This is a genomic window from Brucella sp. JSBI001, from assembly GCF_026014005.1.
GTDB classification, from domain to species: Bacteria; Pseudomonadota; Alphaproteobacteria; order Rhizobiales; family Rhizobiaceae; genus Brucella; species Brucella anthropi.
Genome location: NZ_CP110339.1, coordinates 1,018,048 through 1,037,703, shown reverse-complemented (window position 1 = coordinate 1,037,703; position 19,656 = coordinate 1,018,048). Strand labels below are relative to the sequence as shown.

Below are 19,656 nucleotides of genomic sequence, written 5' to 3'. Positions count from 1 at the left end.
GGGGCATGAAATGACGACCGAAGACATACTCAGCCAGAAACTGGACCGTTTGATCGCCGCTCTGGAACGCATTGCGCCGCCGGAAGCCAAAACACCCGATCTTGATGCCGCAGACTGCTTTGTCTGGGCTCCCGAACGACTGACCCTGGATCCGGTCAAGCGCGTCAACCGAGTGGATATCGCACTGATCCGTGGCGTAGATTTGGTACGTGATCAGCTCGTGGACAATACCCGGCGCTTCGCAAAAGGATTTCCGGCAAACAATGTTCTGCTCTGGGGTGCGCGCGGCATGGGCAAATCCTCGCTCGTCAAGGCTGCACAGGCAAGTGTGAACGCTGAAATGGCGGATCGCGCTCCGCTCAAGCTGATCGAAATTCATCGCGAGGATATCGATAGTCTTCCGACATTGATGAACCTAATCAAGGATACGGACTATCGCTTCATCCTGTTTTGCGACGACCTTTCCTTCGATCATGACGATACGTCCTATAAATCGCTCAAGGCCGCGCTTGAAGGCGGCGTCGAAGGTCGCCCCGGCAATGTGATCTTTTATGCAACCTCGAACCGGCGCCATCTGATGCCGCGCGACATGATCGACAACGAGCGCTCGACGGCGATCAATCCTTCGGAAGCGATTGAGGAAAAGGTATCCCTGTCGGACCGTTTCGGCCTCTGGCTCGGCTTCCACAAATGCAGCCAGGACGATTATCTCGCGATGGTCGATGGCTATGCAGCCTATTTTAAGCTGGCTTACGATCCGGCCAAGATGCATGCCGAAGCGCTGGAATGGTCCACCACGCGCGGAAACCGTTCGGGGCGCGTTGCCTGGCAATATATCCAAGATCTGGCAGGTCGCCTTGGAATAGCAATGTAAAGAAGACGGAACCAACCAAAAAAGAAGGCGGGCTTTTGGCCCGCCTTCTTTCATTATTAGATTTTTGTCACGATTCCAGATACTTGGAAGGATTGACCGGGGCCGAATTTTTGCGCACTTCGAAATGCAGCTTCGGGGATTTCGCGTTGCCGCTCATGCCCGATTTTGCAACTTCTTCGCCACGGCGAACCTTCTGTCCGCGCTGAACCAGTATCTGGCTGTTGTGACCATAAACGGTGACGAGGCCATTGTCGTGGCGGATCAGAACGGTCTGTCCGAACTCCTTGAGACCGTCACCGGCATAGATGACGACGCCGTTCTCAGCAGCTTTCACCGATGTGCCTTCCGGAACCATGATGTCGATACCGTCGCTTACCGATGTACCGTCACGCTGGCCGAAGCTTGCGAGAATACGGCCGCGTACCGGCCAGCGCATCTGTGAAATACCGGTGGAAGAAGGCGCTGCCGCCTGATCCTTTTCGGCATCTTCGATCACCTTGTTGCTCGCCTGCGGCGGCGTGTAAGGCTTCACATCGGCGTTGGCGGCTGGTGCGGCAGCCTTGGCCGGGTTTTCCGGAGGCTGTGAAACCGCTGCGACCTGCGTTGCATTGCCCGCTGCAGCAGAAGGAATGACGAGCGCCTGTCCGACGCGGATAGCGCCGTTCGACAGACCGTTTGCCTTCTTCAACTGCTCGACAGGAACATTGTGCTTCTGCGCGATGGAGAAGAGCGAATCACCACTCTTAACCGTGTAGGTGCCGTTCGGCGCTGGCGGCGTCGTAGCATTTGCGCCTGCCGAAGCCATATCGTTCGCCGACGGCTTCTTGCCGTTGACGGCAGGCGCCTGCGGGACAACCGCGATATTATTATCCGTTGGCCGGGGCATGGCTGGGTTCGCCGGAAGCTGCCCGAGAACCTTTTCCTGCGCACCATTTACGGTGTTGCGCGTAGATGTTGCTGCGCTGGCGACTTTGGTTTCTGCTGCATTGACCGTGTTGTTCACACGGTTTGCGGCCATGTCCTGCGCCTGCCCGACCTGATTCTGAATGTTATTGGATGCCGCTGCGACCGGAGCCTGAACCGACTGCCGTGCCGCCGCGACCGGTGCTGCCATCGGCGCCGAAGAAACCGGAGGCAATGAATTGCGCTGAACGGAACCGCTCGATGCGGGAGCCACGGGAGCCGCAGATGCATAAAGATCGCCAGCCGGCTGCTGTGCGACACGCTGACTGGACGTAGAGCCCGTACTGATACCATCAGTGAAGCGCATCGTATCGGCACTGCACCCGGCACCAAAACCGGCAATCAGAACGATCGCGACATTCCGCAGGAGACGTTCAGACGTGTGCTGCAAAATTTGTAAACGCATGTTCAACTCGCCCATACTCGAAACTCAGTAAGGTGATTAAAACGCGTTAATGTTACTCTCTGGTTAAGAACGGCAAATCTTCGAAAAAAGATTCACCAATTAAATACCATAAGCGCACAAAGCGACCGAAAGCCCTCCCTGGCACTACCAAAGAGAGCCTGATAGCCATCATTTTGACGAATCGATACGCGCTCCGTTCACAGAACGGATGAAACGCCCTCGATGAAAGGCTGATAGCGGACCACCATCAGGTCCTCCTGCTCGAATCGGCTGCCGACCTTGGCGATACGTGTCATGATCTGTCGACCATCTCCCGGACCGATCGGAGCTATCAGCACGCCATGCGTTGCCAGAAGATCAACGAAATGACGCGGCACTTCGTCGAAAGCAAGCCAGATCAGGATGCGGTCAAAGGGGCCACCCGGCATTCCATGGCGACCATCGGCATGTTTGACCATGATGTTTTCGCGCTTAAGCGACACGAATTGCTGCAAGGCGTGGTCGCAGAGCTTGCGATAACGTTCGACCGTTGTGACACGACCGGCGAGCGAAGACATAACAGCAGCCGTGAAACCGGAGCCGGTTCCGATCTCCAGCACACGATGGCCGGGTTCCAGCTTGAGCGCGGCGATGGCGCGAGCCTGATCATCAATGCCCTCCATGTACTCGCCGCAGTCGAGCGGCGCAGTACGGGAGCTGTAGGAAAGATGAGACCATGACGACGCGAGAAAGCTCTGGCGTGGTGTGGACTCGATGGCTGCAAAAAGGCGCGGATCGTCAATCCCGTACCCGCGCATTCGCATAACGAAGGATGCGAATCCTTCTCTGTCCGAAAGCCGTGGGCGCTCAGACGCTGCCTGCCTCATGCTTCAACCCCAAGTGCTGCGCTCAATTCTGCCCGAACCTTATGCGCGGTCAGATCGAGGTGCAACGGGGTTACAGAAATGCAATCGGAACGAATGGCTGCAATGTCGCTGTCATCCGCAACCGGCGCCTTGCCCCGACCAAAATGCAGCCAGAAATACGGGAAGCCACGCCCGTCGCGACGTTCGTCGAGGCGGGCATCATGGCTGAGCTTGCCTTGAGCTGTGACGCGCGTTCCCTTGACTTCATCCGCACCGCAGTTCGGGAAATTAAGATTCAACAGGACGCCTTCCGGCCATCCTGCCTCCATCAGCTTTTTTATAAGATCAGGCGCGTGCGTTTCCGCCGTTTCCCACGGCACGATGCGGCGATCGCCTTCATATTCATATTCCTGCGACAGCGCGATAGACCGCACACCGAGCAACGTGCCCTCCATGGCGCCGGCAACCGTACCCGAATAGGTGACATCGTCGGCAATATTCGCGCCGGAGTTCACGCCCGAAAGAATGAGATCGGGCGCACCCGGCAGAACGTGGCGCACACCCATGATGACGCAATCGGTCGGCGTGCCGCGCAATGCGAAATGACGATCATCGATCTGGCGAAGGCGAAGCGGTTCCGACAGCGTCAGCGAATGCGCGAGGCCGCTCTGGTCGGTTTCCGGAGCGACAACCCAGACATCGTCGGAGAGCTTGCGTGCGATCCGCTCCAGAACTGCGAGGCCTTCAGCGTGGATACCATCATCGTTCGTCAGCAGAATTCGCACGTCGTCACTCCTTCATTTATCAATAAATGTGATTCACGCAGCTTTCTCTATCCGCGTGAGGCCGCCCATGTATGACTGCAATGCTTCAGGAATATGAATGCTGCCGTCTTCTTCCTGATAATTTTCCATGACAGCGATCAGCGCACGACCGACGGCAACACCCGAACCGTTCAGCGTATGCACGAAACGGGTCGACTTCTCGCCTTCCGGACGATAGCGGGCGTTCATGCGACGGCCCTGGAAATCACCGCAGACCGAGCAGCTGGAAATTTCGCGATAGGTGTTCTGGCCGGGCAGCCATACTTCAATGTCGTAGGTCTTCTGTGCGCCGAAGCCCATATCGCCCGTGCAAAGCACGACGGTGCGGAACGGCAGGCCAAGGCGCTTCAGCACTTCTTCTGCACAGGCGGTCATGCGCTCATGCTCTTCAACCGAGCTGTCGGCATCGGTGATCGACACCATTTCCACTTTCAGGAACTGGTGCTGGCGCAGCATGCCACGCGTGTCGCGACCGGCAGAACCCGCTTCCGAACGGAAGCATGGGGTCAGCGCCGTATAGCGCTGGGGAAGCGACTTGGTATCGACGATTTCATCTGCAACCAGATTGGTCAGCGGGACTTCGGCGGTTGGAATCAGCCAGCGACCATCCGTCGTGCGGAACAGATCTTCCGAAAATTTCGGCAGCTGGCCCGTGCCATAGACAGCTTCATCGCGCACCATCAACGGCGGCATCGTTTCGGTATAGCCGTGTTCCATCGTGTGCAGGTCGAGCATGAACTGGCCAAGCGCACGTTCGAGACGCGCAAGCGGCCCCTTCAACACGGTAAAGCGCGAACCTGCGAGCTTTGCAGCGCGTTCAAAATCCATGTAACCGAGCGCCTCACCCAACTCGAAATGTTCTTTCGGCTGAAAGGCAAAGTTTCGCTGGTTGCCGACGCGACGAACTTCGACATTGTCGCTTTCGTCCTTGCCGAGTGGCACGTCTTCGAGCGGAATATTGGGAATGGTCGACAGAGCGTCGTTCAGTTCCTTGGTCAGGCGACGCTCTTCGTCCTCAGCCCGCGCAAGAAAATCCTTCAACTCCGCAACTTCGGCCTTCAGCTTGTCAGCCGTCGCCGCGTCCTTCGCAGCCATGGCCTTGCCGATTTCCTTCGAAGCGGCATTGCGGCGCTCCTGCGCAGCCTGAACCTTGCCGACATATTCGCGGCGTTTTTCGTCCAGCGCCATCAATTCGGACGACAGCGACTGAGCCCCACGCTTGGCGAGCGCTTTGTCGAGGGTTTCAGGGTTTTCGCGAATCCATTTGATGTCGAGCATGGGAAAAGCCGTTTCGTGAAATTGAACAGAAGCGAGGCCGCACAACCTGCGACCTCACAGAATCATAGTGACAAATCAGGACGATGAAGCGTTGTTTTCAGCGTCGGAAGCTTCCTGCGCCTCATCCCGCTTCTTCTCGATCATACGAGCCACGATGATTGAAATCTCGTAGAGAAGGATTGTTGGCAAGGCAAGGCCGATCTGGCTCGCCGGATCGGGCGGGGTCAGGACCGCTGCAACGACAAAAGCAATGACAATTGCATATTTGCGCTTGTCCTTCAGGCCAGCCGACGTCACCAGTCCGACACGGGCCATCAGGCTCGTTACCACCGGCAGCTGGAAGACCAGACCGAACGCAAAGATGAGCGTCATGATAAGGCTCAGATATTCCGATACCTTCGGCAGGAGAGAAATCTGCACTTCACCGGCGCCGCCAGTCTGCTGCATTGCGAGGAAGAACCACATCACCATCGGCGTGAAGAAGAAGTAGACGAGCGCGCCGCCTGTCAAAAACAGGATCGGCGATGCAATCAGGAACGGCAGAAACGCCATGCGCTCATGCTTGTAGAGGCCGGGCGCCACAAACTTGTAAATCTGTGCTGCAATGATCGGAAATGCCAGCACGATGCCGCCGAACATGGCCACCTTCACCTGTGTGAAGAAGAATTCCTGCGGCGCGGTATAGATCAGTTCCGCTTTCGAGCGATCCATGCCCGCCCAGTCGAGCGCCCATTGATAAGGCACGACAAGCAGGTTGAAGAGCTGTTTGGCAAAAGCGAAACAGAAAATAAATGCCACGAAAAATGCCAGAATTGCCCAGATCAGGCGGCGGCGCAGCTCGATCAGGTGCTCAAGCAGAGGCGCTGCGCTCTGTTCGATTTCGTCCTCGTCGCGTGTCACGCTTTGGTTCCTGTCTTCTTCGTGGCCTTCTTGGCAGTTGTGGCGGCAGCAGCCTTGACCGTTCCAGCCTTTGCCGTTTCCGCTTTCGCCGCTGCGGGCTTTCGGGGAGCAGGCTTTGCAACGGAAGCCGCCTTCGGCGCAGCCTTCGTTTTGGCTACAGTGACTTCGGCCGCTTTATTCTCTGCCTTCGGTGCAGTCTTTCGGGTCGCCTTCTTGGGCGCTGCGGCTTTTTCCACAGCAGGCGGAACCGGTGCGCCACCGGCATCAACCGGCGTCGTCACTTCAGCGACTTTTTCGGGTGTCGCCGGAGACATGGAAGACGTGGACTGAAGGCCCGAGCGCAGATCCTCGCCCGCACTTCGAATCGGATCGAATACCTGCGTGATCTTCGAGCGCGGGTCGAGCTTGCGGGTCTCGTCGATGATGTTCTTGACGTCGTCAAGCTCAGCCTCTTTCAAGGCTTCGTCGAACTGCTGCTTGAACTCATTGGCGGTGGCACGCATGCGCGCTGTCGCCTTGCCGAATGCACGCAGCATTTTCGGCAAATCCTTGGGACCGACCACCACGATCATCACGATCGCAATAATCAGAAGTTCAGACCAACCGATGTCGAACATATTCTTGATACCCCGCGCAATTCGCGCGCGCGTCCCGTCTTTCGGCGGAAAACCGCACTTGTAAATGGCAAAATATGCTGCGCGCGCTTGCACGTGCGCAGCATGCTTTATCCGTTAGATCAGGACTTGGTGGTTTTCTTGACGTCGTTGACGGTTTCGTCAGCCTTGGCGTCGATCGTACGACCCGAATCCCGCGCGTCATCCTTGGCGTCTTCGTCGGACATGCCCTGCTTGAAGTTCTTGATGCCCTTGGCAACATCACCCATCAGCTCGGGAATCTTGCCGCGGCCAAACAGAAGAAGGACAACCGCCAGGACGATCAGCCAGTGCCAGATGGAAAAGCTACCCATTTTATTCCTCTCATTGCCGCGAACGCGCGGCATGTTCCTGCAATGCCAGTTACGATTTAAGCGCTTTCAACAAATCTTTCAAACAGAAGTGTGACGGTGAACGGCTTTGCGACAAATAAAATTGGCTCCAAAGGCCATACTGAGACTATTCACCGCGTGGGGCGAGCAAGCCAAGGCTTTCCAGATCGATATCTTCGAGCGGCTCTTCATCTTCTGTCAGCTCATCCGGGTCGATATTCGGCACCGGAACGGCAAAGCTCGATGGCATACGTGCCGAGAGCAGCCCTGCCCCGCGCAGCTCTTCCAGTCCCGGCAAATCGCGGATTTCCGGAAGGCCGAAATGGTCGAGAAACGAGTCGGTCGTGCCATAGGTGACCGGACGACCGGGCGTACGGCGGCGTCCGCGCAATTTGATCCAGCCGGTCTCCATGAGGACATCCAGTGTGCCCTTTGAGGTCTCCACACCACGGATATCTTCCAGCTCGGCGCGCGTGACCGGCTGGTGATAGGCGATGATGGCAAGCACTTCCATCGCGGCGCGGGACAGCTTGCGCTGCTGCACAGCTTCGCGGCTCATAAGAAAGGCGAGATCGGGTGCCGTACGGAACGCCCACGCACTGCCAACCTGAACAAGGTGCACGCCGCGCGTTTCATATATTTTCTGCAAATGTTTCAAAACTGGCGCGACGTCAACATTGGCAGGCAGACGTTCAGCCAATGCGCGTTCGGAAACCGGTTCAGAGGACGCAAAAACAATGGCCTCGACAATGCGCGCAAGATCAGCAAGCCCCTGCGTCAAGACAGAAACTTCCGTTTCGATCTGATCGTCGTCACTATCGATTTCAGCCAGATTTCGACGTTCCGCCTCAGACATCCTCGTCCTCATCCAATTCGCTGATATCTCCTGTCGCCCGGATATAGATCGGCTCGAAAGGAGCGTTTTGCCTGACTTCCAGTTTGCCTTCACGCACAAGCTCAAGACTGGCGGCGAAGGAACTCGCGAGCGCCGAAGCTCTTTCTCGGGGCGAAAGCGCATAATCGATCAGGAAGCGATCGAGAGAAATCCAGTCGCCCACCGATCCCATCAAACGCACGAGTGCCACACGAGCTTCCTTCAATGACCAGACTGCGCGCTTGGCAATCTGCACCTGCGACACGGCCTGTCGCTGGCGCTGCGAAGCATAGGCGGTAAGAAGATCGTACAGCGTTCCAGAAAACTGGCTGGTCCTGTCCACCATGACCATTTCCGGCATACCGCGCGCAAAAACATCCCGCCCCAGCCGGTTGCGGTTGACGAGTTTCGCCGCCGCATCGCGCATGGCTTCAAGTCTCTTCAAACGGTAATGCAACGAAGCAGCCAGTTCTTCGCCGGTCGCTCCATCATCGCCCTGTTGCTTCGGGATCAGCAGCTTCGATTTGAGATAGGCAAGCCATGCCGCCATGACGAGATAGTCGGCCGCAAGTTCGAGGCGCAAGGCGCGTGCCTGTTCCACGAACACCAGATACTGCTCTGCAAGCGCAAGAACGGAAATACGGGCGAGATCGACGCGCTGGCTCCGCGCAAGATGGAGCAGCAAATCAAGCGGGCCTTCAAACCCCTGCACATCGATGAGAAGCGACGGTTCACTTTCGCTACGTTCGGAATCGCCCTGCCACAGCGCATCCATCGGCACGAGCGTGCCGTCTTTGCCGTCTGTGTCTGCTCCCGATGCCGCCAAACCCGTTTCCCTGCTGATAAGGTCCACCGGCGGATCAGCCCGCCGGTGATGTCAGTTTACCAAGTTTTGACGATTACGCTATCAGTTCGAACATGGCGTTGAATTCTGCGCGCAGTTCGTCCTCATCGGAAAGATCGGGATCGCCTGCATAGACTTCCGCCAGATCGGCACGACGCTTCGCCTTGCCTTCAAGAACCGGCACACGCGCTGCAACCTGCTTCAGTTCTTCCATCACACCTGCGCAATAGAGAACCATATCGCAACCGGCACCGATGATGCCGTCCGCAATGTCACCGAGTCCGCCCGAAAGCGCCTTCATGGAAATGTCGTCGCTCATGACAAGACCATCGAACTGGATGACATCGCGAATGATCGTGTTGATGACAGTCGGTGACAATGTCGAAGGGCGTTGCGGATCGATGCAATCGAATACGACATGCGCCGTCATTGCCATTGGCAGGTCATTGAGCGCCTTGAACGGCACGAAATCATGCGCAACCAGCTCATTCAGGGGAACCGTGACACGCGCCAGCTCCTTGTGGGTGTCGGCAAACGCACGGCCGTGCCCCGGCATATGCTTGATCACAGGCAGCAAACCACCGGCAAGCAAGCCTTCAGCAGCAGCTCGCCCCATTTCTGCAACCGCATGCGGGTTCTTGGAATAGGCTCGCGCGCCGATAACATCATGTGCGCCTTCGACGGGTACGTCCAGAACCGGCAGGCAGTCCACATTGACACCAACCTTCAGCAAATCGAATGCATGCAGGCGGGCATGAAGCCACGCAGCTCGCAGACCTGCTTCCCGATCACGCGCATAGATCGCACCGACTTCCGAGGCCGAAGGATAGTTTGGAACGAGCGGCGGGCGAAGGCGCTGCACGCGTCCACCTTCCTGATCGATTAAAACCGGCGTCTGGTGCCGGCCCGTCAGGTCGCGCATGTGCGCCGTCAGCTCGGAAACCTGTTCCAGACTTTCGACATTGCGCGCAAAAGAATAAAGCCCCAAGGTCTTTCATCGCGGAAAAACGCGATTTCGTCCTCAGTCAGTTTCGTTCCCGACACACCGGCAATCCATGCCTTGCACTCTTTCATGCGCTCTTCCCCAAAATTGTCTGGAAATGCTGTACTCAAACAACCCTGCCCCGGTTTAACCGAAAAGAACAAGGCTTGGTAGTGGACCATGAAAAAGGGCGACCGAGGCCGCCCTTTCCATATTCAATGTCCGACAAATCACTGCGTTACGAAGCAGCTGCCGCCAGCGGACTTAAGGCGTCCGCAAAGTGCGGATGCATCTTCCTTGGAACCACCCTGAACACGGACACGATAGTAGGTGCCCTTGCCCGGAATGTCGGCGCGCTTGATGTCGACGCTGCGGCCACCGATTACGCTGCCATACTTTTGGGCCATATTGGCATAGGACTTCTGTGCCAGCTCGGCAGATGGCTGCGAAGCAATCTGGATGAAATAACCGCCTGCACCTGCTGCCGATGCAACCTGCGGCGCTGCCGGAGCAGGATTGGTTGCAGCGGGGGCCTGCGTGCGCTGCGGAACATTGCCGACGATGTTGACCGGTTGTTCGGCAGGCCGTGATGGCACCACCGGAGCACGGACAGGAAGACGCGGCGCTTCCGCAGCCGGCTCAGGCTGTTGTGCCACAGGAGCCGGTGCAGGTGTCTGCGCAGCCGGTTCTGCCGGTGCATTGCCAGCGGCCAGCGCAGCAATTTCATCACCACCGGCGGGAGCCGCCGGCTGAGCAGTGTTTGCTGGTGGCAGCTGCGAGGCTGTTTCCTGCGGAGCCGGAGAAGGCTGGACAATAGAGCCGTCTGGACGAACAATCATGGTTTCCACTTCGCGCGGCTGGACCAACGGCGCATTGTGGTTCGCGTTCTGATTCTCGGCCGAAGCATTATTCGTCACTGGCGGCTCGTCAGGCGTATTGTCCGCCATGTTCTCGCTGTCATCCGTGCCGGAAATGTCCACTGGCTCTTCACCGGAAGTAATCAGAGACTTTTGTTCCGGATTGTTCGGCAGCGTACCGGCAACGCGGTCATAAACTGCCTTGTCCTGGTTCGGTACCGTGGCACCGCCCGGATTTTCCGGCTGCATTTTGATCGGCTGATTGTCGGCACGAATCACGACCGGCTCACCGGACCCGCTACCTCCGAGGAAGTGATAGCCGATCCCGCCAAGAAGCACCGCCGCACCGGCCACGCTGGCCAGAATAAGACCACGACGGCCACGAACCGGGCGATTACGATAAGCTTCGGCAGCGCTGCCAAGATCATCCTCCGCCTGCATCGCAGCGCGTTCGCCAAAGTCGCCTCCTTCAAGGGTCTGTGCACCCTGGGCTGCCCAATGGTTATAGAAGTCGTCTTCATTGCCCAACGGATTGGAGGCTTTTGGCTGTGCTGGCGCCTGGGCTGTTGCCTGTGAGCGGCCATACGCTCCCGCAGCTGCGGCAGCGCCGACGCCCACTGCTGCAGCACCGACGGCAGCACCAAGGCTGGCGCCGGTGTTTGGCAGATAGCTCGAAGCGCTTTCGCGGAATATGTCCTCAAAAGCCCTGTCAGCTTCGCTCTGTGCGTCTGTTTTTGCCGATTCATCCACACCAACCGTGTTGAAGACCTCGGCGAATTCGGCTTCGAGATCAGTCAAACCGGCGTTGGCTTCTTCTTCGCCGTAGTTGATTTCCGGTAAATCGAGGGAATGCGTCTGCTCGACCTTTTCTTCGGCCACGCTCAAGGTTTCGACTTCGGGCGCCGGGGCGCTGACCGCAGCCGTATGAGCACTGCCGAACTGCTGGAACGAAGTCGATGAAGAACGGTAATCGTCGTCCGAACGCACCGCATGTGCGTAGGCGGTGGCTTCTTCTTTAGGTTCCGAGCTCAGATCGAGATCATCTTCCATGAAGAAATCATCTTCGCTGAAAGCGTTCTCATCCTGAATGCTGGAAACATCTCCGGACGTTTCGAAACCGAAATCATCTTCCGAAAGGCTGATTTCATCCAGCTCCGAAAGATCGTCTTCGGTTCCTTCAGCAGCGATTGCAGCCGCTGTTTCCTCAACATCAAACGAAAAATCGTCGTCGAAAGAGAAATCGTCGTCGTCGCCAAGAGAAGGCGCTGTTTCTGTAACCGGCGCATAGTCGGTCTGTGGGGCTGTCGCCACTGCGTCCTGCCCTGCGATGCCCGAGGAGAAATTGCTCCGCGTATAGTACGGATATCCTGCAGGCACGACCTGAGGCTGAGGCGCATAGGTTTCAACGGGTGCAGCCGTCTGTGGTGCGGCATCATAAGCCGGCTCATCGAGCTGCAGATCATCGAAATGCAAATCTGCAAGCTCGGTCTCGTCCTGATATCCAACATTCTGCACCGGCACCACGTCGTGGTGGACGTAGGGCTCCTCTGCCGGCGCGACATGAGAAAACCGGGTCTCGTCGTGAGACACTGGCTGCGGCTCATCGCCGAAAAGGAGATTTTCCAGCTCGTCCTCAAGCGAAACCGGCGCAGCGGCGGCATAGGGCTGTTCGGCAGGCTCAACAGCCTGAACGCTCCAATCATGATCGCGCGCAGGCTGATAAGCCTCTTGATGCGGCTCTATGGCTGGCTGATAGATGGTCGGATCGTAATCGGTCTGATCGACATGAAGCGGCTCGACAGTTTCCCGGCGAGCGTAGACCGACGACGATGCGACATAGGTCTCTTCGTTCGAATCGCGTGCAGCCGAATAATCACTGTAGTCGAATTGCGGCACAGGTTCAGTTCGGTCAGTTTCTTCGAACTCAAGTGCTTCGAATGAGGGCGTTTCCAATTCCGGCGCCTGCTCATCTTCATCCATTTGAAGATCAAGCTCGTCTTCCAGAGCCGAAGCAAGTTCTTCCTCATGAATCAGAGGCTCATCCAACAGATGAGAATCATCTTGTGCTGGGGTCGCTGCGAACTGGGACTGGTCCTTAGGCTGAGAATAATCATTGAAGTCACCGAGCAATTCGCGCTCCAGATCCAGCGATGGATCGAAGCCCGGCTCTGTCCGGTTATCTTCAAAGTAACTAGGTCGGCGCTCATTCCAAGCGACGTTGTCATCAGCAGGCGTGCCGAAGTCCATGATCCGCGACAGTTCCATCAGTGGATCGTCTTCGTGCAACGGACGCTCGCCGTAATTACGGGGATTTGCACTGCTGTCCGTCATAGCGTGTTCCTAACTCAAACCCTGGACGTCGCAAGACGTCTCCATACATTGCTTTGTAGCGAGGCAATGTGGGCAAAAGTTGACGGAAGTTTCCTGCGCCAGAAGGAAGACCAATGACTTGCGTTCATTATGGCCTTCCACCTGTTCGACTTGCCAACTTTTGCCTTCAATCAGTCTTTCGACCTGAAAAGCTTCGTGACAGTCGCCTGACCTCCGAAGTCATCTCGAACCACATAGTGCGGCCCGTGAGCTGCGGAGACCATTCTTCGAGTATAATCCATCTCAAAAGGCTTTCACCTTCGAACTATACTCTAGCGCATTTCCGTTGGAGCATCCGCACCGATTATCGTCAATCCGGAAGTCAGCACATCGGAAACAACCTGTACCAGCCCTAGCCTGGCTAATGACAAGTCTGGATCGTTAACCTTAATAAAACGTAAGTCCGGGTTCTCTGTGCCTCTATTCCACTGCGAATGGAACGCGCTGGCGAGATCATAGAGGTAAAAAGCAAGCCGATGCGGCTCCTGGTGAATGGCCGCAGCCTCGATCAGACGCGGATATTCGGCCAGCTTGCGAACAAGAGCAATTTCGCTCTCATCGGTCAGCTTGTCAAAATGCGCAGCCATACCGACTCGGTCGAGATCGGCGAGGCCAAGCTGATCGGCAGCCTGACGGAAAACCGAATGGCAACGCGCAGAAGCATATTGCACGTAGAAGACCGGATTATCCTTCGACTGCTCCGTCACCTTGGCAAAATCGAAATCCAGCGGCGCATCGTTCTTCCGGTAAAGCATCATGAAACGAACCGGATCGCGGCCGACTTCATCTACGACGTCGCGCAGCGTGATGAATTCGCCTGACCGCTTCGACATGCGCACAGGCTCGCCATCACGGAACAGCTTGACCAGCTGGCAGAGCAACACCGTCAGCTTCGCCTTGCCATCGGAAACAGCCCTTGCGACCGCTTCCAGACGCTTGACGTAGCCGCCATGATCGGCACCCAGCACATAGATCATCTCGTTGAAGCCGCGGTCGTACTTGTCCTTGAAATAGGCCACGTCGCCTGCAAAGTAGGTGAAAGCGCCATCGGACTTCATCAGAGGACGGTCGATATCGTCACCCACTTCCGTCGAACGGAACAATGTCTGCTCGCGATCTTCCCAGTCTTCCGGAAGCTGACCCTTCGGGGGCGGCAGCTTGCCCTTGTAGACATGGCCCTTGAGCGTCAGATCGTTGATTGCATTGCGAATCGCCCGTGCGTGATCAACATGCAGCTTGCGCTCGGAGAAGAACACGTCATGGTGCACGTTGAGCGCATCGAGATCGGCACGGATCATCGCCATCATGGCATCGATCGTGCGATCCTTTACGAGAGCAAGGGCTTCGGCTTCCGGCATTTCCAGAAGCTTCGAACCAAATTCCTTGGCAAGCTCCTGCCCGACCGGAACGAGATAGTCGCCGGGATAAAGACCAGACGGAATTTCACCGATATTTTCACCGAGTGCTTCACGGTAGCGCAGCATGACGGACCGCGCCAACACATCGATCTGCGCACCGGCATCGTTGATGTAGTATTCCTTAACCACATCATAGCCTGCAAATTTCAGCAGATTGGCCAGAACATCACCCACGACTGCGCCACGGCAATGGCCCACATGCATCGGGCCCGTCGGGTTTGCCGAAACATATTCGACATTGACCTTCGATCCTGCACCAAGCTTGGAGCGACCGAAATCCTTACCTTCATTCAGCATCGCCGAGAGTTCGCGTTGCCAGTAAGTGGCCTTCAGACGCAGATTGATGAAGCCTGGACCGGCGACATCAACCGTGTCGACGTCGGTATCCGAGGCAAGAGCCTCGGCGATGCGACCGGCAAGTTCACGCGGATTCTGACCGACGGCCTTGGAGAGCACCATCGCAGCATTGGTTGCGATATCACCATGGGAAGCATCTCGCGGCGGCTCGACACCGATGCGCGAAAGGTCTAAATCGCCACCGTCTTTCGGTTTCAGATCAATATCTTGCAACGTCTTTTTGATACGTGCGTCGAAATCTGCAAAGATATTCATGGTCTGTCCTGTCAGGCTTACGCCGGGCTTTGTTTTGTCGCATTGTCCGACGCAAAACCGCTTCGCACTTTTGCTGGAAATGCTCTAATCCTGTACGGAATCCGGTCAAACTGCCGATAGATGCCGCTTCGTTTGGCCCCCGATTAAGCTAAATCGGGTGTGTGGTCAAACAATCGTCGGTGTTCTCGCACGGCATAATTGTCAGTCATCCCGGCAAGATAGTCAGCGACCCGCCGCGCCCGCGCCGCCTCATCCAGCGTCTCGCAGCCCGATTGCCACTCTGACGGCATGATCGACGGATTGGTGAAACAGGTATCAAAAAGGTCCTGCAATATCTTGTCGGCGGCATGTCTGCGCACCACGACGCTGTCGTGGAAATAGAGGTTCTTGAACAGAAACCGCTTCAGCACTTTTTCGTCGGTGCGCATGGTATCGGAAAACGCCACCAGTGCGTGCGACTGGCCATGCACATCTTCAACGCTCTGCGGTTTTGCCACTGCCAGACGGCGCTGGGCCTCCTCGATCACATCTTCCACCATGATGGTGATTTGCCTGCGCACCAGCTCATGTCCGGTTCGCACGGGATCGAGATCGGGATAACGCGCCCGCACGAGATCGAGCAGGCGTTTCGTCAACGGCACTTCGTCAAGCGCATCAAGGCTCAAAAGCCCTGCCCGCAAGCCGTCATCGATGTCATGAGCGTTATAGGCAATATCGTCGGCAATGGCCGCGCATTGCGCTTCGAGACTGGCGAACCGCGTGAGCTCCAGATCATAGCGTTTATTGAAGTCGAGGATCGGCAACGGAACAGCGGCATCCGGATGTGCTGCATGAGCGCCCAACAGCGGCCCGTTGTGCTTGACCAGCCCTTCCAGCGTTTCCCACGAGAGATTAAGCCCGTCGAAATCGGCATATCGATGTTCGAGCTTGGTCACGATCCGGAGCGACTGTGCATTATGGTCGAACCCGCCGAACGCCTTCATGCGATCGTTGAGCGCTTCCTCGCCCGTATGGCCAAAGGGTGTGTGGCCAAAATCGTGGACAAGCGCTACCGCCTCGGCCAGATCTTCATCGAGCCGCAATGCGCGCGCCAACGCACGCGCAATCTGGGCGACCTCTATCGTATGCGTAAGCCGCGTGCGGTAATGATCGCCTTCATGAGCGATAAAAACCTGCGTCTTATGTTTCAGACGACGAAATGCTGTGGAATGGATGATACGGTCGCGATCGCGCTGGAATGGCGTGCGGGTCGGGCTTTCCGGCTCTGGCACCAGACGACCACGGCTCCGTGCAGGACCACAGGCATAGGGCGCGCGTTCTCGATAACCGAAGCCTATTCCTTCCAGCGACATTGCGATGCATCCTTCACTGTAATATGATTACACAAAACCGGTGCGAATATTGACTTCCGCAGTTCGCGTTCATAGCTATCAGCTAATCATGAAGGCAAGTATGCGGCTATCGGAAATCTGGAGAAATCACCCGGTTCGATATTCGCAATTGCAAACGGAACAAGGCAGATGACAGGCATTACCGTTTCAGATTCCGCAGCAAAGCGGATCGCCAAGATTCTCGGATCGGAACCGGGAAAGACTGCCCTTCGCGTTTCTGTCGAGGGCGGCGGGTGTTCCGGCTTCTCCTATAAATACGATCTGGTTGATGAGCAGACCGACGACGACATCGTCATCGAGAAGCTCGGCGCCAAGGTGCTGATCGATTCCATTTCAGTTCCCTATATGGATGGTTCGGAAATCGATTTCGTCGACGATCTGATGGGACAGTCGTTCCAGATCCGCAATCCGAACGCCACTTCGGCCTGCGGCTGTGGAACCAGCTTCGCCATCTGACGGGCGCGCGAATACGCGAATAGAAGATTTAAAACCGGCTGCCATGTGGCGGCCGGTTTTTTCATGGCTGCCGGAACACAACCGGCCTCAAACCTTTACCGAAGCGACCGTCGCTTCGATATGATCCACCAGGGCATCCGGCAGGCCGAGACGACCAGCCAGCATATCCAGATATCCACGTTCAGCCCTGTTATCGGGGTCTATTGCAAGACGCGAAGCCGTATAAAGCTCGACCTTCTGCTCCTCAGTCTGCGCGGCTGAAACCAGAACATTGAGATCAACGGGATCGGCAAGCTCCTTCTCAAGGAAGGCTTCCGCCTCGTCATCAAGACCGGAAATCTTCACCTTCTCCATGATGCGGGCCCGCTCGGCATCATCAATATGACCGTCGGCTTTGGCGGCGGCAATCATCGCCTGCACGAGTGTCAGCGCAAAACTGTTGCTCATAGCGGGAGATTGCGGGTGAAACGGAGAATCGGCCGGGGGCGGAGGAAGAAGCTCGGGCTCCTTCGCGACCGGCTGTTCGGCCGTCTGCGGTGCCTGACCGGACTTGTAATTTTTGTAGGCAAGATATCCCAATCCGGCGATGGCAGCGATGCCGCCGACGGTCGCTACATTGCCCGCGAGCTTGCGCCCGGTCTTCGTGCCAAGAATGGCGGCGGCAATGGCTCCCGTTGCAAGCGGGTTCTTTTTTGCCAGGTCTGTCACCTGCCCGGCCTTGTCGCGGACACTTCCCGACGTACCGGGTACTTGTGATCCCAGAAACTGCTCGAGAAGTTTCTTGGCGTCGAACATTCGAATATCTCCTGTTTGGCTCCTGTCCAGAGCAAATAGGAATGCAAAACCGCCAATACAAATAGTCTTGAGCCGATTTTTCCCCGGATATCGAAATTGTGGCCGATGAAAAGCTGTGACGCGCGATTGCGCCCTGCTTGCCCTCACCTCCCCAAGCGCATAATCATAGCGATATGAAAATCGCGACCTGGAACATCAACGGCGTCAAAGCCCGTATCGAGAACCTCCAGCACTGGCTGAAGGAGTCCTCGCCCGATATTGCCTGCCTGCAGGAAATCAAGTCGGTCGATGACCAGTTTCCGCGCCTGGAGATTGAAGCGCTCGGCTATCATGTGGAAACACACGGCCAAAAGGGCTTCAACGGCGTCGCGCTTCTGTCCAAGAAATCACCGGATGAGGTCAATCGCGGTCTTCCCGGCGACGATGGCGATGAGCAGGCGCGCTTTATCGAAGGTGTCTACTCGACGGACAAGGGCGTTGTCCGCGTCGTTTCACTTTACCTGCCGAACGGCAATCCCGTGGACACGGAGAAATTTCCATACAAGCTTTCGTGGATGCAGCGGCTTGAGCTGTGGGCGAAAGATCGCCTTGCTCTTGAAGAACCTTTGGTGCTTGCCGGTGACTATAACGTCATTCCCGAGCCGGACGATGCCAAGAATCCCGAGCAGTGGGTGGGCGACGCGCTCTTCAAGCCACAATCGCGCCAGGCATTCCGCAGGCTTGAAAATCTGGGCTTTACCGATGCAATCCGTGCGTCAACCGACGATAGCGGGATTTACTCGTTCTGGGATTATCAGGCTGGTGCCTGGCAGAAGAACAACGGCATCCGTATCGACCATCTGATGCTGTCGCCGGAGGCGGCCAATCGTTTCATATCGAGTGATGTGGAAAAGCACGTTCGTGCGTGGGAGAAGCCATCCGACCATGTGCCGGTGACGATAACGCTTTCGGTCTGAGAACTGACGCTAAATCAAGACCATAGCGTTTCCAGCTAAATCAGAAGTCGCCTTTGGTGACGTAGTCACTGGAGAGTGCAATCGCATTACGACGGTCCGCTTCGCCGGCAATCGAGAATGCCTGCTCCTGCATATCGCGTATCCATGGGCAATCTTCGGTCGGGCAGCGTTCGAAAGCTGCGGTCATCATAGCGAGGCCACGAACGGTCTTGCCTGCCTGAAACAGCATGTTGCCGAGCATGGCTTGCGCACCGGCATTACCCTTCTTGGCGGCAAGCTGGAACCAACGTGCGGCCTGAATGGAATTGCGTTCTCCGCCGTCGCCGTCGAGCAGCATTTTGCCAAGCTCGAACTGGGCAGCGGAATCACCGAAATTCGAGGCGGCCTGCACATAGAGATTGCGTGCCATACCCGGATTGGCATTGACCGGCGAGCCCGGAATGCCGCGCTTCACATAGCCTGCAAGCGCCACGAGAGCGTCAGCCACATAAGAGTCGTTTTCCGAACCCGGTTCCGAACCTTCGCGAACGATCTTTTCGAAAATCTTATAGGCTTCATAGTCATTTTCCGGCACGCCGTCGCCATCGGCATACATGCGGGCCAGTTTCCACTTCGCACCCTGATGGCCGCGATCCGCAGCATAACGCAGTGCCTTGATCGCTTCGTCCTTATGACCATTCTTGTATGCGGAAAAGCCGAACTTGAAGAGTTCAAACGGGCTTCTCGACTTTTCGGAATCGTCATTAAGGTCGAAAGCAAAGGCGCTGTTACAGGCAATGGCCAAGCCGAGAGCCATAGCAAGGGCGCTATATGAAAAACTGCGGATACGCATCACAACGCTGGTCTTTCACATTCAGAGGAAACATTCATAGAGGACAGAATGCACGCTGTTTTCGTCAAGACTGAGACCCGATCTTGGCCGAAAAAAGCCTTACCATCATTGGAAAGAATAAGGGGTGCGCGAACAGGGGTGATCCTGTTCCCAATCCGTTTGCTGTGCAACAACGCGCCCTTCGTCATTCCTGC

At 56.6% G+C, this 19,656-nt stretch carries 17 protein-coding genes and 1 pseudogene; 3 read left to right on the top strand and 15 right to left on the bottom strand.

Annotated features, from left to right (window positions below; all coding sequences use genetic code 11):
* Nucleotides 1–10: 10 nt before the first annotated feature.
* Nucleotides 11–874, top strand: coding sequence for an ATP-binding protein (locus LJ361_RS04940; protein ID WP_094513704.1), 864 nt, complete (start codon nucleotides 11–13; stop codon nucleotides 872–874).
* A gap of 67 nt (nucleotides 875–941) precedes the next feature.
* Here the strand turns inward: LJ361_RS04940 and dipM are convergent, their stop codons facing one another.
* The 13 genes and pseudogenes from dipM to LJ361_RS04875 all read right to left on the bottom strand — a co-directional run bounded on the left by dipM (nucleotide 942) and on the right by LJ361_RS04875 (nucleotide 16,384).
* Nucleotides 942–2,258 carry a cell division endopeptidase DipM gene (gene dipM / locus LJ361_RS04935; RefSeq protein ID WP_043062152.1) on the bottom strand — a complete coding sequence of 439 codons (1,317 nt, stop codon included), beginning with the start codon at nucleotides 2,256–2,258 and terminating at the stop codon, nucleotides 942–944.
* A gap of 182 nt (nucleotides 2,259–2,440) precedes the next feature.
* On the bottom strand, nucleotides 2,441–3,109 hold the full coding sequence (locus tag LJ361_RS04930; protein WP_012092209.1) for a protein-L-isoaspartate(D-aspartate) O-methyltransferase: 669 nt from the start codon (nucleotides 3,107–3,109) through the stop codon (nucleotides 2,441–2,443).
* Entirely contained in the window at nucleotides 3,106–3,873 is a 768-nt protein-coding gene (gene surE / locus LJ361_RS04925) for a 5'/3'-nucleotidase SurE (protein WP_071633074.1), read from the bottom strand. Before surE ends, LJ361_RS04930 begins: the two co-directional genes overlap by 4 nt.
* Before the next feature lie 33 nt (nucleotides 3,874–3,906).
* Nucleotides 3,907–5,190, bottom strand: a complete 1,284-nt coding sequence (serS, locus tag LJ361_RS04920) for a serine--tRNA ligase (RefSeq protein ID WP_029924954.1) — start codon at nucleotides 5,188–5,190, stop codon at nucleotides 3,907–3,909.
* Nucleotides 5,191–5,265: 75 nt separating this feature from the next.
* Nucleotides 5,266–6,090: a twin-arginine translocase subunit TatC gene (gene tatC, locus LJ361_RS04915; protein ID WP_012092212.1), complete on the bottom strand. Its 825-nt coding sequence runs from the start codon at nucleotides 6,088–6,090 to the stop codon at nucleotides 5,266–5,268.
* Entirely contained in the window at nucleotides 6,087–6,707 is a 621-nt protein-coding gene (gene tatB, locus LJ361_RS04910; RefSeq protein ID WP_036564045.1) for a Sec-independent protein translocase protein TatB, read from the bottom strand. The genes tatC and tatB overlap by 4 nt, the downstream gene beginning before the upstream one ends.
* Before the next feature lie 119 nt (nucleotides 6,708–6,826).
* Nucleotides 6,827–7,057: a twin-arginine translocase TatA/TatE family subunit gene (locus tag LJ361_RS04905; RefSeq protein ID WP_010661242.1), complete on the bottom strand. Its 231-nt coding sequence runs from the start codon at nucleotides 7,055–7,057 to the stop codon at nucleotides 6,827–6,829.
* Between the two features lie 145 nt (nucleotides 7,058–7,202).
* Nucleotides 7,203–7,931, bottom strand: a complete 729-nt coding sequence (gene scpB / locus LJ361_RS04900; protein WP_012092214.1) for an SMC-Scp complex subunit ScpB — start codon at nucleotides 7,929–7,931, stop codon at nucleotides 7,203–7,205.
* The gene (locus tag LJ361_RS04895; protein WP_010661240.1) at nucleotides 7,924–8,775 is read right to left on the bottom strand and encodes a segregation and condensation protein A; all 852 of its coding nucleotides are present in this window, start codon (nucleotides 8,773–8,775) and stop codon (nucleotides 7,924–7,926) included. The genes scpB and LJ361_RS04895 overlap by 8 nt, the downstream gene beginning before the upstream one ends.
* Before the next feature lie 73 nt (nucleotides 8,776–8,848).
* Nucleotides 8,849–9,867 (bottom strand): annotated as a pseudogene (gene nagZ, locus LJ361_RS04890) (beta-N-acetylhexosaminidase).
* Nucleotides 9,868–10,005: 138 nt separating this feature from the next.
* Complete coding sequence (locus LJ361_RS04885) at nucleotides 10,006–12,963, bottom strand: SPOR domain-containing protein (protein ID WP_264812804.1); 2,958 nt, start codon at nucleotides 12,961–12,963, stop codon at nucleotides 10,006–10,008.
* Between the two features lie 311 nt (nucleotides 12,964–13,274).
* Nucleotides 13,275–15,032 (bottom strand): arginine--tRNA ligase, encoded by a 1,758-nt coding sequence (argS, locus tag LJ361_RS04880; RefSeq protein ID WP_029924963.1) that lies wholly within the window; start codon nucleotides 15,030–15,032, stop codon nucleotides 13,275–13,277.
* A 143-nt stretch (nucleotides 15,033–15,175) separates the two neighbouring features.
* Nucleotides 15,176–16,384: a deoxyguanosinetriphosphate triphosphohydrolase gene (locus tag LJ361_RS04875; protein WP_264812802.1), complete on the bottom strand. Its 1,209-nt coding sequence runs from the start codon at nucleotides 16,382–16,384 to the stop codon at nucleotides 15,176–15,178.
* A 168-nt stretch (nucleotides 16,385–16,552) separates the two neighbouring features.
* Here LJ361_RS04875 and erpA point away from each other — a divergent pair, with 168 nt between their 5' ends.
* Nucleotides 16,553–16,879, top strand: a complete 327-nt coding sequence (erpA, locus tag LJ361_RS04870) for an iron-sulfur cluster insertion protein ErpA (RefSeq protein ID WP_006471759.1) — start codon at nucleotides 16,553–16,555, stop codon at nucleotides 16,877–16,879.
* Between the two features lie 87 nt (nucleotides 16,880–16,966).
* Here the strand turns inward: erpA and LJ361_RS04865 are convergent, their stop codons facing one another.
* Nucleotides 16,967–17,674 (bottom strand): tellurite resistance TerB family protein, encoded by a 708-nt coding sequence (locus LJ361_RS04865; protein WP_010661235.1) that lies wholly within the window; start codon nucleotides 17,672–17,674, stop codon nucleotides 16,967–16,969.
* Between the two features lie 173 nt (nucleotides 17,675–17,847).
* On the opposite strand from LJ361_RS04865, the gene xth reads away from it, so the two are divergent.
* Entirely contained in the window at nucleotides 17,848–18,630 is a 783-nt protein-coding gene (gene xth / locus LJ361_RS04860; protein WP_010661234.1) for an exodeoxyribonuclease III, read from the top strand.
* Between the two features lie 40 nt (nucleotides 18,631–18,670).
* Here the strand turns inward: xth and LJ361_RS04855 are convergent, their stop codons facing one another.
* Nucleotides 18,671–19,462, bottom strand: coding sequence for a tetratricopeptide repeat protein (locus tag LJ361_RS04855; protein WP_010661233.1), 792 nt, complete (start codon nucleotides 19,460–19,462; stop codon nucleotides 18,671–18,673).
* Nucleotides 19,463–19,656 lie beyond the last annotated feature (194 nt).